The sequence below is a fragment of the Shimazuella soli genome, assembly GCF_022511585.1.
Lineage (GTDB): Bacteria > Bacillota > Bacilli > Thermoactinomycetales > Thermoactinomycetaceae > Shimazuella > Shimazuella soli.
Map to the genome: position 1 here is coordinate 549,315 of NZ_JAKWBN010000002.1, position 14,395 is coordinate 563,709.

General features: G+C 37.5%; 14 protein-coding genes. 12 read left to right on the plus strand and 2 right to left on the minus strand.

All coding sequences use genetic code 11. The features are described 5' to 3' along the window. Window positions 1-31 precede the first annotated feature (31 nt). Window positions 32-556, plus strand: a complete 525-nt coding sequence (locus MK805_RS07695) for a dihydrofolate reductase family protein (protein ID WP_240875001.1) — start codon at window positions 32-34, stop codon at window positions 554-556. Window positions 557-753: 197 nt separating this feature from the next. On the opposite strand, the gene MK805_RS07700 is transcribed toward MK805_RS07695, so the two are convergent. Then, the gene (locus MK805_RS07700; RefSeq protein WP_240875002.1) at window positions 754-2,052 is read right to left on the minus strand and encodes an XRE family transcriptional regulator; all 1,299 of its coding nucleotides are present in this window, start codon (window positions 2,050-2,052) and stop codon (window positions 754-756) included. Window positions 2,053-2,421: 369 nt separating this feature from the next. Between MK805_RS07700 and MK805_RS07705 the strand changes: the two genes are divergently transcribed. The 11 genes from MK805_RS07705 to dinB all read left to right on the plus strand — a co-directional run bounded on the left by MK805_RS07705 (window position 2,422) and on the right by dinB (window position 13,832). After that, window positions 2,422-2,682: a hypothetical protein gene (locus MK805_RS07705; protein ID WP_240875003.1), complete on the plus strand. Its 261-nt coding sequence runs from the start codon at window positions 2,422-2,424 to the stop codon at window positions 2,680-2,682. 132 nt (window positions 2,683-2,814) lie between these two features. Continuing rightward, the gene (locus MK805_RS07710) at window positions 2,815-3,018 is read left to right on the plus strand and encodes a hypothetical protein (RefSeq protein WP_240875004.1); all 204 of its coding nucleotides are present in this window, start codon (window positions 2,815-2,817) and stop codon (window positions 3,016-3,018) included. A 65-nt stretch (window positions 3,019-3,083) separates the two neighbouring features. Further along, entirely contained in the window at window positions 3,084-3,755 is a 672-nt protein-coding gene (locus tag MK805_RS07715; RefSeq protein WP_240875005.1) for a GGDEF domain-containing protein, read from the plus strand. Window positions 3,756-3,802: 47 nt separating this feature from the next. Next, complete coding sequence (locus tag MK805_RS07720) at window positions 3,803-5,002, plus strand: ATP-grasp domain-containing protein (RefSeq protein WP_240875006.1); 1,200 nt, start codon at window positions 3,803-3,805, stop codon at window positions 5,000-5,002. A 2-nt stretch (window positions 5,003-5,004) separates the two neighbouring features. Then, window positions 5,005-5,421, plus strand: a complete 417-nt coding sequence (locus MK805_RS07725; protein ID WP_240875007.1) for a DUF1905 domain-containing protein — start codon at window positions 5,005-5,007, stop codon at window positions 5,419-5,421. Between the two features lie 39 nt (window positions 5,422-5,460). Further along, on the plus strand, window positions 5,461-6,549 hold the full coding sequence (locus tag MK805_RS07730; RefSeq protein WP_240875008.1) for a hypothetical protein: 1,089 nt from the start codon (window positions 5,461-5,463) through the stop codon (window positions 6,547-6,549). A 3-nt stretch (window positions 6,550-6,552) separates the two neighbouring features. Further along, window positions 6,553-7,344, plus strand: coding sequence for a class I SAM-dependent methyltransferase (locus tag MK805_RS07735; RefSeq protein ID WP_240875009.1), 792 nt, complete (start codon window positions 6,553-6,555; stop codon window positions 7,342-7,344). Continuing rightward, complete coding sequence (locus MK805_RS07740; RefSeq protein ID WP_240875010.1) at window positions 7,335-8,438, plus strand: mandelate racemase/muconate lactonizing enzyme family protein; 1,104 nt, start codon at window positions 7,335-7,337, stop codon at window positions 8,436-8,438. Before MK805_RS07735 ends, MK805_RS07740 begins: the two co-directional genes overlap by 10 nt. A gap of 18 nt (window positions 8,439-8,456) precedes the next feature. Beyond that, a complete protein-coding gene (locus MK805_RS07745) occupies window positions 8,457-10,688 on the plus strand; it encodes a phosphoketolase family protein (RefSeq protein ID WP_240875011.1) in 2,232 nt (743 codons plus the stop codon). Between the two features lie 37 nt (window positions 10,689-10,725). Further along, entirely contained in the window at window positions 10,726-12,486 is a 1,761-nt protein-coding gene (locus tag MK805_RS07750) for a S9 family peptidase (protein WP_240875012.1), read from the plus strand. A gap of 278 nt (window positions 12,487-12,764) precedes the next feature. After that, a complete protein-coding gene (gene dinB / locus MK805_RS07755) occupies window positions 12,765-13,832 on the plus strand; it encodes a DNA polymerase IV (RefSeq protein ID WP_240875013.1) in 1,068 nt (355 codons plus the stop codon). 176 nt (window positions 13,833-14,008) lie between these two features. Here dinB and MK805_RS07760 read toward each other — a convergent pair whose 3' ends face one another. Continuing rightward, window positions 14,009-14,338, minus strand: a complete 330-nt coding sequence (locus MK805_RS07760) for a hypothetical protein (RefSeq protein WP_240875014.1) — start codon at window positions 14,336-14,338, stop codon at window positions 14,009-14,011. Window positions 14,339-14,395 lie beyond the last annotated feature (57 nt).

Genomic DNA, 14,395 nt, shown 5'->3' on the forward strand with positions numbered 1-14,395 from the left:
CTCTCTCTGCTTAGGTAAGGGATGAGATAGGATGAAGAGAAAAGTCATTTTATATATCGCCATGTCAATTGATGGGCATATCGCTGATGATGAGGATGGATTGGATTGGTTACATACTACCCAAGGAGAAGGAGACAATGGGTATAGTGATTTTATCGAGCGGATCGATACCGTTGTCATGGGAAATAAAACCTACAAAGAAATTCAAGCATTTGATGTCCCGTTTCCATATGTTGATAAAGAATGCTTTGTTTTTTCCAATCAGGAAACAGGGTCAGATGAATATGTCCAATATACGAATGAAAATGTAGTAGATTTTATCGAAAGACTAAATCAGAAAGGAAAGAAAGATATTTGGATAGTTGGTGGAGGGAGTTTAATCAAGCATTTTATGCAGTATCAATTGATTGATGAGTTGATACTGACCATTGCCCCTGTTACGTTGGGCAAAGGAATTCGCCTCTTTCAAGGAGAGAGTATTGAGACGCGGTATCATTTGCAATGTATTCAGCTTGTTAATGAATTTGATCAGTTAATTATATCAAGAAGTGAATGAGATATCCTCAGATGTTAGTAAAAAGCTTACGATATAAAAAAATCCCTTCATCCTATAAGCATAGGTAAAAAGGGATATGTCCTATTTATGGAGGATCACTTTCAAATCTCATAGGAAGTCACCTCCTTTTCATGTTTATTGTTATTTGCGTTTATCTAGAAAATAGGGAACTATAGCCTCCTGTTTTGATTAAATGGTTATTGGTTTTCTCTTAAATGATTTTGGAATTCATCTAGAGATGCATAGTAATTTTCTTTATATCCTGCCCGTTTCCAACATTCCGAAATATCCACTAATATGCTTTGTAATTTATTGCTCAGTTTGTATTGCCTTGCTAATTCTTTGGCTTTTTTGTAGTGTTCTATAGCATTTATGTATGATTTTTGATCTAGATAAAATTTAGCCAAAGACATTAGTGCATAACAATACCGCTGTGCGTCTTTTGCTTGCGATCCTTTTTTGACTGCCAACTGTAAATGCCGTTCAGCTTCTTCGAATTGCTTCATTTTTTTATAAAGAAGGCCAAGTTCGGCATACGTTGAGACAAGTAAATCTTTACCTGTTTTTTCTTCGAATGTTAACGCCTCTTTATAACAATTCTCTGCACTCCAATGATCTTCAAGGTTCACATAAATATTCCCTAAAATAGTTAATAACTCTTGAGAACGACGATATTTCTGATTTCTTACAGCGATAGAGAAGCCATGTTTTGCATAAGAAAGAGCCTCAGTAAACCGATTTTTTTTATTTAGTAAAGCAGCCATGATTTCATACATATTCAATTGAATCTCAACATCGGTTATTTCTGGTAAAGAAGACCACATTTCTTTTAACAAATGGAGGGCTTCATCCGTTTGATTCAATTTTTCCAGGTAGGAAACTTTCCCAATCAAGAGATAATATCGGATCTCATTTTTTTCTTCATCAGGGTCATAGTATTGTAATCCTTCATCAACTAAAACCAGTGAATGTTGAATATCATTTCTTTCGTAAAAGCTGATTCTTGCAAGTTCTTTATAGGAAGTAGCAATGAGATTAAAGCTGCTATTGTTATTTTTTTTGCAGATTTCAATTACCTTTTCGAAGTGGGCTTTTGCTTGGTCCCACTTTCTTTTTTTTAAATAGAATTTTCCCTTTAAATATTGGCTATATTCTTTAGGGACTTCTTTCTTATTCTCCATTTCTCTGATTTCTGGCATAACTTTTGAAAGCAAATTTAATTCAATTTTAGACTCTAAAAGCATAAAAGTTAACTTTAATTGTTCGGAGAGCTTTCTTTCTTTTTTGACAAGGTCAAATAACGAGTTTCTTTTTAATCCTAGAATTTCTAACTTTGAGAAGTAAGCCTCCAATGTTCCTTCGCGTACACGGTTGCCTTTTTCGATGTTGCTAATACTGGATATGGAAAGATTATCATCAGCCAAATCTTCTAGTCGCAATCCTTTATTCCTACGAAACGACCGTAAGGCTTGCCGTTCTTCCTCCTGTAATTGCAAATCACTCTACCTCCTCTTAACAAATATATTATATTTTTTTTCTAAAAAAAAGTCATCATAATAAACAAAATAGGTGAAAAATACAAATTATTTAAGAATGAACGTAGAAAAGGAAGGGTATTATGGTGGGGAATGATGTAAAGATAATGTTTTTTTAAGAGGTAAAGGGTTAATTCTGAAAAAAATGCAAATTTGTCAGTAAATTCTAAGAAATATATAATCAAAACAAGAAGTTTGATAGGTTTTAGAAAAACATTACTAAATTGGTTTTTAAGCCGTTTTAATCCTGAATTGTTATTAGTTTCAAATGGGCAGAAAGATGTTTCTTATTTCTGCTAAAAGAACAGGAGACTAAATCTTGTTAAAACAATGGATTTACTTTGGGTCATTGATAACAGAACAATTCCTCATGAAGTCACGCGAGCTTTACAAGAATTAGCAGACAAGTACCATTACACTGTTGATCTCATGAATCAGCATAAGTCGCAGATTATAAATGATCTTGAACACTCAGGAAAAGGATATATTGTTCGGTTTTTGTTTCCTAATGGTATGAGAGATACAGAAAGATGGATTCATGCCCTAATTCGCATGGAAGTAAGGCGATTACATGATTTAAAGAAAGGATGAGGCAAAATGTTGAAAATAAGTTTGGAAGGTAACAGGGATAAAGTTAAGGAGTTCTTGGAATTTCTTAAAATAAGTCCACAATGGCGTTGTTATAGCCAGTCTAGGCTTTCAATGGGGACTAATGAATTAAGAATGGATTATTTTTATGATGAGAATCCGTATGTGAAACCAACGGTCTCGAACAAGAAAATAAGTAAAGTAACCATTACCAGTGAGGATAGAAAGACGATTGAATTTACTTTATTGAACGCTGAGATCACAGATATGGCGAATGGTACAACTTATATTCACGGTAGGAATTATGACGTTTTCACTACTCCAAAACACATCAGTTAATATATTGTAAGCGTTTTTTATGTAAACACACAAAATCCAATTGATGATAGACGAAAGGAAACAAAATGAAAGCTTCTATGGTATATAGTGCTGAAAATTCTTTTGTTGCTCCTGCTTACGGTAAAAATTGGTGTGATTACATCCGCGATCCTGTAACCGGATTCATTTCCTTTCCAAGTTTCTTAAAAAGTTATACTCAGGAATTCCCTGCTCTCTTGAAAAACTATGGAGCAGTAGGAATTGCAGTAGGAGATGTAGATAATCTAAAATCTTGTTTCCAGTCGATGAATGAAAAAAACCCTTGGTCTTTTGGTCACCTTGCTGGAAATGCGTTCATGTCTCAATTGGGGGAAATTAGTTTATCCGCATTTAAAAAACTAGAATATCCGTGGAGTGCATTATCTACTTTCGGTGGGGATGAAATGATACTCGTCTGTGCAGGAAAGACACAAGCTGATTTTTACCTTTCTGTGGAAGATTTCCATCATGAATTAGCCGATCAATTACCATTAACTGTTTCATTTGCCGCAGGGTGGTTTGCAGTAGAGAAAGACATTGAGCTTCCCACCCAACAAGATTTTGCCTATTTAAGTGCTTCTGCGCTTTCTCTGGTAGATCGTGCGTTATTAGATGGAAAAAACCATATCAAGGAAATGAACTCCACTAATAACTGTACTTTTATCAAAAAAATGCAGACAAAATGGCTGAGGGAGAAAGAATGGTGGAGTTGTAACTAGTAGCTCCAATTTAAATCCTACTGTATCCAAATTAGTGAGGTGATCGAATGAAGATTTTTTTGACTAGTGAAACACGAGTCAATTCATTGATTGAGTACGGAGAAAACATGGGGCATGAATTTTATCTGGTGAAAAATACAGAAACCATCTCATCTACATATCCTGGAATTCGCCTTCACTCCCATGACGATTGGGGAAGCATTATTTCATACCTTCAAAGTACTCCGATTGACGCTGTGATCTCAATTTGTGGGAATACCCCCGAACAAATTGCGTTAATCAGAGATGGAATGATCAAGCATTACTCTGAAAGCGTGTTAGGAATTCCCATGATCGGTCATCCACTACAATCGGCAATGGTTGGAATTGACAAAGGGATCATGCGTCAAGTGTTGCGTAAGAATAGTGCAATCACAGTTGCGCCTGGAGATGTGGTAACCAATAAGGACGAGGCCGCAAAAATAGCAGATCAAGTTGGGTATCCCATCATCTTAAAAGATCCTACCGGAAGTGCTGGAGCTAAAACCGCTTATTGTGTAACCCATATGGAGATAGATCGTTATTTTGAAATGTATCGACCTTCCAAAGTTTTGATTGAAAAACATATAGAAGGGATCGAAATATCGATTGAAGTTTTGAGTTACAAAGGGGTAACTGTTCCTTTTGTCCCGATTTACAAAGGATCAACGTTAGCAGGTGGACATCCCACCGAACGCCTTAAAATTGCACCCTACCACTTACCAGAATCACGACTAACAGAATTACAGGAGATCATTCAACAGTTAGGAAAGCTGTTTCATTGGGAAGGAATTACTGACATCGATCTGATCATTCCTCAAAAAGGACCGATCACCGTCTTGGAAGTAAATACTCGATTTGGTGGAAGTACTGCCCTAACGAATTTAACAGGAGCACCAAACACTTATCATGAGTTAGTGAAAATGGCTATGAATAACTGGAAGCCACCGGAGATTCATACTAGATATCTTTCATTGCAAATACCCGTCTTACAACACTTTACACTGCAACAAAGCCAACAAATCTCAGATGAATTTGCAACGGTACGACGAATTGCAAATAAAATTTTGCCTAGTCCAGTTAAGTCGATTCTCACTATGTCGGGACCGACAAACCAAGTTATTCAAGATATAGACAAGTTGGTTTCGTTGATTTCCATAAGAGAAGCCTGGAAAGAATTCCATGAAGTAATGCAGTCATCAACATATTACCAAGAATTGAGGGGATAAAAATGGAATTTCATACTACTGTTTCTTCCATTGGTGATCTCTTAATCATTCGATTACCAGGTGAGATCCCTGTGGATTTTCGTAGTCGTAAATGCAAGGGGTCAATCAATGAGACTCCTTTTACAGGAGTAATCTTGCGAACAGATGAACAACCTCCATACATTCCTTTGTCTAAGAAAACAGAATGGAAACAGGGAGATGCGGTTCGAGTTCAGTTAAGCCTTGTAAATATTGGGCTTCCAAAAATGAATGTTCCTGACCAACTTCAAAAATTATTAAAAGAAGCTGAAACTACCATTGATCGACTTCCAGTTTATGAACGACAGCAACTATTGAGTACGATCTATGAAGCTAAAACCGATGAGATCCGTCTCATCCGAATGAAAGCGATTGTACAAGCTTGTTTGGATAAAGAATAGGTTGGCTTATTTCAAAATAACGAAAGGGATGTGTACGATATGAAAAGCAGTTTACTTGCTCATGTGGATGAAAAATGCGTGTTGGAGTTAGAACAAAAATATAGTATTTGTGTGGAAGATATCATGATGATTGCCTTAAATACGTTAGGAGTTAATTCGGATTTCGATTCACCTAGAATGAGGATGAAAATCCGTTTAAAAAGCCGTCCCGAATATCTACTTCGATTGATTGTACCGCCTAATCGAAAAAAATCACCATTTTTCCTTACGCCTACCCAACTACTATTTCATGGGAAGCCTTTTGCAGATGTATTTGAACTTGAAAATGATGATGTTGTAATGGGGTATTTCCGAAAAGGTGGAGATGTCCTTACCATGAACTCCAATGCTAGAAGTGTCTGTACAGGATGTGTCTTCTGTTATAATAGCTTGGAAGTTGCAGAGGACCCCAGGTTAAAAGTTTTAGATGATCTTGATCAATACTTTCACATCTTGGCCAATCAACAAGGTTGGAAAGATCTATCTTCTTTGGAGCAAGTTTGCCTTTCTACTGGTTGTTTTCTTTATGAACATCTCGCCATTCAACACCTAAAAAACGTGCGTCATACTCTGAATAATCATAATTTTAAAGGTCAACTGAATTTTCTAGGTTCTGTTATTCGTTCCAATGAAGGGTTCCAAGAGCTGAATCAATACACAGCACCTTTTAAGTTAACACTAACCATTGAGTGCTTTACCAAAAGAGATGTCATATTGAAAAGCTCGAAAGCAGATCTATTACCTGAACAGATGCCTGATTTATTAGCTCGTGCAAAAGCTCAGGGATTGGATACGACATGGACCTACATTGTAGGGCTGGATGACCTTGAATCAGCAATGGAAGGGATAAAATCGATACTTCCACATACAACTAAAATGCCTTCCATTAATCTGTTTCAGTCCCATAATGAGTTCATGCAAGTTTTTGCAAGTGGGGAAGTAACCAATCTAGAATGGTACTTAAAATTCCGTAAAGAAATAGAAAAACTCCTTATTCCTACCACACTTCGTCCCACAACCTGGGAATGTTACCGAACACTCTGGTACTTTACTTTCGATGGAAAACCAATGAATGAGATAGGATGGTAAAAAATGAACAAAGATATGGGGAATTCTTCCGTTGTGTTTACAGGTTTGGCAGATGAATATGTACAATTTCGCCCTAGATACCCGAAAGCATTTTTGAATCAGTTATTAGATTTCTTTCATGTAGACGGTTCTGGTAGACTTCTTGATCTGGGTTGTGGACCAGGTACGGTTACGCTAGATATGAGGGATCGTTTTCAAGAAGTGGTTGGATTAGATCCAAATGAAGACATGTTCAAAGCAGCATGTCTTCAGAAGGAAAGAGAGAAAGCTGGCAATGTTCAGTTTCAATTAATGAGAGCAGAAGATATCAGTGAAAAGTTAGGATCATTCCAACTTGTTACCTGTGTTTCCTCCTTCCATTGGATGGATCGTAGACTGGTATTACAAAAAGCTTATCAGCTCCTAACAGATGGTGGAGGAATTGCTATTTGGGGGATGGGAAGCTTTTGGGCAAGACGAGAAAAATGGCAAGAAATCATGATTGATATTGTAAAAAAATATCTAGGACCGGAACGACATGGATCAGAAGCAATGAATCGTAAACCCTCCCATCAAATTGTTGTAAAAGAAGAAGGTTTTAAAAATGTGGAGATGCAAAAGTATCCGATTGTTCAGACCTGGGATCTAGAAAGAATCATGGGTTACTTGTACTCTTCTTCCTTTGCTGCAAAAGAATTATTTGGGGACCGATTACCAGAATTTGATCGTGAAGTAAGAGAAGCATTACAAACATTTAGCCCAGATGATCATTTTGAAGATCACATCACAATAAAGGTGATAGTTGGATGGAAGTAAACGGTATTAGAATCACTGATTTGTTCATTGATTACGTCACGGTACCGTATGAGGATCAGTTTATATCAGCGTATTTTCTGGAAGTGGCCACGAATAAGGGAATTTTGGGATTCTATGGACCAATACGACAATCCTCTGTTGCAGTCCAACTAGCGACCATGAGAGAGACAATTAAAGGTTTGAATCCCATTGCTACGGAACGAATTTGGAATAAAGTATTTTCTTCGACTCAATTTGGCGGAAGAACAGGAATATGGATGATGGCTTTAGGGGCGCTTGATTGCGCCCTTTGGGATATAAAAGGCAAAATATTTCAAGTTCCAGTGTTTGAATTATTAGGAGGACCTTGTCGGGAGAAAATCCCTTGTTATGCGAGTTGCATGGGATTTGATGAGGAGGGTGCAGAAGTTCCCAAAATAGTAAAGCAGATGGAGAATGAAGGCTACCTCGCCCAAAAATGGGCACTTCGCAAGAAAGAATCGGGTGATTCTCTTTCCAGAAACATCCAAAGCGCAAAACGAATTTGTGATTCCTCCAGTCAAAAAGTGATGTTTGAAATCCTTGGATCGTGGGCTATTTCCCAAACAAAAGAATTTTGCAATCAAATGAAGTCCTATTCTATTGGTTGGATCGAGGAGCCAATTCCATCTGAAATGTTGCTTTCTAGTTTAATAGATCTAAAGGACATTAATATCCCAATAGCAGCTGGAGAGCATATCTACAATCGATTTGAAGCATATTCCTTGCTGACATCAAAATTAATCGATTATTTCCAATTGGATATTGGATGGTGTGGAGGTATTACCGAAAGCATTCGTATTGTGGCTATGTCGTCTACATTGGGAATACCCCTGATACCGCATGGTCATAATTTCCTTCCAGGACTTCATCTTGCGTTTGCTTATGCTCCAGAAACCATTCCCATGTTGGAATATCACATTACTATAGAACCAAGAAGACAGATTTTTTATAAACACCCTGTAAAACCGAAAAACGGTAGTATTTCTCTTCCTGAGCAACCTGGTTTAGGAACGGAATTAACTCCTCATTTCCTAAAAAGAGAAAAACTCATAGAACCAAAAGTTTCTAAGTAGGTACAAGGAGTGGGAAATTTGAATCGCATAAAAGTGGAAATTAGGAATCAGATTGACAGTTATGTAAGAACGGCAAACTATTTAACTGTATCTCAGTTGTATTTATGTGACAACTTTCTACTTACGGAACATCTTCAAAAAAAAGATATAAAAGCTCGATCCTTTGGGCATTGGGGCAATGCTCCAGCTATTAATTTTATTTTTGGCCATTTGAATTATTTGCTCACTTGTAATCCAGAATTGAACATACTTCCAGTAGTAGGTACGGGGCACTCAGGTCCTGCGATCTTGGCCAATCTATTTTTAGAAGGTACACTTAGTGAATTTGATCCTTTTTGTACACCAGATATACAAGGAATAGCTCATCTATCTCGAACTTTTGCAACGCCCAGCGGATTTCCTACCGAGTTATCTAGCAAAATTCCTGGTTGTATTCATCCTGGAGGTGAACTAGGGCATGCACTTAGTGTTGCTTTTGGAGCTGTATTGGATAATTCTGAAACGTTGGCGGTATGTATTTTAGGGGATGGGGAATGTGAAACGGGACCAACGGCTGCTGCATGGCATGGAGCTAAATTTCTTAGTCCAACACACTCTGGAGCGGTTTTACCCATTATCAATTTAAATGGTTATAAAATGTCTAGTCAAAGCCTACTAAGTATGATGTCAGAAACGGAAATAGAGTCTTATTTTTTCGGGTTAGATTATGAGGTTCAATTTGTCAGTGGTACGCATACATCGATGGAACAGGCTTTAGATTGGGCTGTTACTCAAATAGCTTATAAAAGGAAAAACCAAAGTAGGAGTAGGTGGCCACTCCTGATATTACGTACACCCAAAGGTTGGACAGGTCCAAAATCAGTTGATGGAAGGCAAATTGCGGGAACAGCCAAAGCACACAAAGCCCCACTTCAACCATTGGATAATCCCGCAGATTTCATTGCTCTAGAAAGTTGGTTACAAAGCTATTTGCCTCATGAATTATTCGATGAATGGGGACAAGCTAAAAACTTAAAAAAGATTGTTCCTCCACAAGAAAGAAGATTAGGAAAAACGCTGGATACCATTCAAAGGGCTAACCAAAAGATACAAATACATTTTCCTGATCCCGTTTCATTATTAGGGAATGCAAAAACATCTAGAAGTCCAGCAAAGCATTTTGGACAGTTTTTATCTCAAATACTAGTGAGAAACGAAGCAAAAAGAGCAATAAGAGTGTTCAGTCCAGACGAATTAAATTCAAACCAACTACATTCTTTATTGGATGTAACCATGCGTAATAATGGATCTTCACAGAATAGAGATGGATCTGTTCTGGAAATTTTAAGCGAACATGTTTGTCAGGGATGGTCCCAAGGTTACGTTTTGAGTGGAAAACAAGCATGGTTTACTTCCTATGAGTGCTTTATATCGACTGTTACCAGTGCCTTGAGCCAATATATAAAATACTTAGTGGAAGCACCTGATTGGCAAGGGAGTTGGCCATCTTTAAATTATTTTCTTACGAGTTTAGCCTGGCAAAACAATTATTCTCATCAAAATCCTGAGTTTACTCAATTGCTAATCGCAAAATATGGATCTAAGGTTCGATTGTACTTTCCTCCTGATACGCTTACTTTGCTAGAATGTACAAAAGTTTGTATGCAATCAAATAATCTAGTGAATGTAGTAACCGCAGGTAAAACTGCATTACCGAGTTGGACAACTTCTACCCAAGCCAAGATGTTAGCAAGTAAAGGTGTGGCTATTTTAGAGGAATTTAGTCATTCTGAATCTCCTGATCTTATCTTTGCTGCTAGTGGTGATTATGTAACAAACGAAACCATCAAAGCCATTCAATTGTTAAAAGAGTATCTACCAGATATCTACGTTCGCTTTGTATCGGTGTGTGAAATCACTTGTTTAGGTTCATCGGATCACTTTACTCATGCTCTTGCATCCAGTGAATTTGAGAATCTTTTTACAGAACAGATGCCTGTAATATTTGCATTCAATGGCTATCCAGCAACCATCCAAACTCTTTTGTTTGAAAGACCTAATCCTTCCAGATTTACAGTACTAGGATACAAAGACGAAGGGACAACTACCTCTTTTTTGGGCATGTGTATTCGTAATGGAGTAAGCCGATATCATTTAGTCATAAAGAGTATCGATATTCTAGCCAAGAAGGGAATCATCACTTCCAGCACCAAAGAAACGATTCAAAAGAAATGTAATCGACGGATTCAAGAATATCTTTCTTCGGGTTAATGATCGAATATTTCGTTAATTAATGGGAGGTATTTGGATGGATAGAGGGATACAATCATTTTTAAATGTCAGTACTTGTCACTGTCCCAGTTTTTCACCTGATGGGAACCAGGTTGCTTATTTGTCTAATCAAACGGGAACCAATCAGATCTGGGTGATGAATGTACAAGATCAATCTACAAAACAAATAACTACTCTTGAATGTGCTGTTAAGAAAGTTTCCTATTCTCCCATTGAGCCTATTTTGGCCTTTACAATGGATAAGGATGGAGATGAAAAGTACCAAATTTTTTTATTAAATGATCAAGGGGAGCATCAACTCCTTACAGATGGAGAATCGGTTAACTTTTTTGGTGGTTGGTCACCAGATGGAAATTACATCTTATATTCAAGTAATCAAAGAAACCCAAAGTATTTTGATGTTTATATTCAATCCATAAAAAATCTCAAAGAAAAATCAATGATATTGGAGTCTAATGAGTATTGGACTCCTCTTCAATGGAATCCAAATGGGAAAAGTATATTGCTCATGCGCCGATCCGAAGGATCCATGAATAATGATTTATTTTTGTTTCATCTAGAACAGGGAGATTTGGAACATCTTACTCCACACAAGGGACAAGCCTATCATTGGAGTTGGGATTTTCATGGGAGTGGAGAGAGATTACTTGTTGCTACAGATGAAAAGACGGACTATGCCGAGCTTATTTGGCTTGATTTAAGAAGCAAAACACGTACTAGGATTGCATCTTTTCAAGATAAAGGAATTGATCTTTGTAGGATAAGTTCCAATGGAAAGTATTTATTATATGGTATTCGGAAAGATGGTCAATCCATCCTACGTCTTATAGAGATAGAAAAAAACAGAGAAATTCCACTGCCTCCTTTACCATTGGGTTATGTTTGGGATGCAACTTGGGCAAATGATAAATATCTCGCAATCACATTGGATGGTGCACAAAATCCCACCAACCTTTGGATATTAGATATAGAACACAATATCTGGATCACCTCTTACTTACCGGAATCTGCATATGTTCAGCCTCAATTAATTCACTGTCCTAGTTTTGATGGTTTAAATGTTCCTGGATGGTTGTATCTTCCTACAAATGTAAAAATAAATAAGTCATTACCTGTTCTTATTCATGTTCATGGGGGACCTGAAGATCAAGCCCGACCTATATTTAATCCAGTCATTCAGTACTTTGTAAGTAATGGATTTGCTGTACTGACACCCAATATTAGAGGATCAACAGGTTACGGGAAATCGTATACAAAGTTAGACGATGGTAGAAAACGACTGGATGCTGTTGCAGATCTTCATGCATATTATCAGTATTTAGTCAGATCAAAATGGATAAATCCACTTCAAGTCTCTATCATGGGTCATTCCTATGGAGGTTTAATGGTTCTATTAGCAATGACTACTTATCCTGAAATTTGGGCTAATGGTGTTGCTATTGCTCCAATTTCTGACCTAGAAAGCTACTTAGAAAATACAAGTATACACCGCAAACGCTTCCGTGAAGCGGAATATGGATCATTGAACCTTGATAGAAATTGGTTTCGTGAAGTCTCTCCTATTCATCATGTAGAAAAGATTACATCACCACTTTTGCTGATTCATGGAAAGAATGACACACGTATTCCCTATCAAGAAACACTAACTTTTTTTAACAAACTTAAAGATGTACACTCAAAAGTTAATTGTATTCTTCTATCCGATGAAGGACATGAGATCACGAAAACAAAAAATAAAATTCATATATATAAGGAAATTGTATCATTCCTAAAATAATTAAATTAGTAAAAGTCATTATAAATACTTTTAATTGTTAATGAAACAAGAAATTTTTAAAGATCAAAAGGCTACAAATGAAATATTCGAGATGGTACAGTCTTTATTTTCCAAGTTCATATATCATATCCACTTGATCGACTCAGGAAGATTGCTGTAGTCCTCGAACGTTCAAAATTGTGAAGGACGAATAAGTTTAGATGGTGTGGTTGATTGTCATTCAGAATAACCTCATAATATACATATGCAAATGTATGTTTGATGAGGGGGTTTGCGCAGTGAGGAAAATACTACATATGGATCTGGATGCCTTTTTTGCCAGCGTGGAGCAACTGGATAATCCTTCACTGCGAGGCAAACCGATAATTGTAGGAGGAAGAGAGAATCGTGGGGTAGTTTCTACCTGTAGCTATGAAGCTAGGGCTTTTGGGGTGCATTCTGCGATGCCCGGGGTTGTTGCGAGAAGAAAGTGTCCCCAAGGGATATTCGTTCCTCCTAGATATGATCGATATAGGGAAAAATCAGCAGAAGTACGAAATGTTTATACAAGCTATACGGATCGTTATGAAACGGTAAGTTTGGACGAAGCTTATCTCGATGTTTCTCACTATCCGGATGCTGTACCGATTGCGAAAGAAATCAAAACGCGAATAAAAGAGGAAACAGGGCTAACATGTAGCATCGGGCTCTCCTATAACAAATCGTTAGCAAAAATAGCAAGTGATCTTAGGAAGCCGGATGCACTCGTGATTATTCGCCCAGAAGATGCTCTATCTATCTTGGAAAACCTCCCTATAGGTACGATTCATGGAATCGGAAAAAGATCAAAAGAACGTTTGGCACAAAAAGAAATTTATACGATCAAAGACTTTTGGCAACTTTCTCGTGAGGAAGTAATCGAGATGTTTGGGAAGTTTGGCTATGATCTCTATGATCGAGCCAGAGGGAGAGATGATAGAGAGATTGTCACGAATCGGGCTACTCGATCAGTCAGCAGAGAAACTACTATGCCTGTTGATTTGTATGAAAGAGATGAGATAGCTCCCATTGCAAGAGAACTTCTAGATGAAGTCATCGAAGTAGTAAAAAAGAAAGAACTATATCCACAAACATTGGCTTTGAAAATCAGATATGCAGATTTTACAACCCATTCCAAACAACAAACCATGTCTTCAAACATAGATTGGTATGTCTTACTGGAGGAATTGATAGATGCTTTTGACTATACAAGTGGGGTTCGTCTCGTATCCGTCCGATTTTCTAATTTTAGCTCTGAACCGATAGGTCACAGTTTTGAGCAGCTCTCTCTTGATTGGAATGAAAACATCACTAAAAGACACTTCTAAAAGGAGTGTGATTTTCTTTGAGACAAGACAGTCTGTATATAAACAAGAAAAACGCCCATCGTAAAAAGATAATTATGATGGGCATTTTCATCTAATCAAAAAATTTATTATTTTCAGCAGCGTGCTACCTTCCGGTGGCACGCTTTTAAAGTGCTTAGGCTCATTTCAGAGCTTGCCTACTTTGCGAATGCTACTAGTGTTTCGGCTTCGCTGTCAAGCCATTCGTAGAAGAAGGGACGGGAGAATCTTCCCTTTTCAACCCAGAAGTTGTCAGTTCCCTCTACTGTGAAGAAACTGATCTCCACTTCATCAGAGATTGAAGAAGTGTCGAGGATGATTTCTTCCTCTTTTTTGATCAGAATCCTTTTGATTTGATGGACTTTTACAACATCATTTGAGGGGTTGTATCCCTCTTCCTCTGTCCAGATCGAGAGAGAGAAACCTCCATAGGAGACGGTGAGCGGGTTTCCTTCTCCCGAAAACTGTGCACTTTCCACGATCCCCATAACATCTCCTTGCAGTGCGAAATGGGTGACAAAATAAATCTACCACATTAAAAGGAT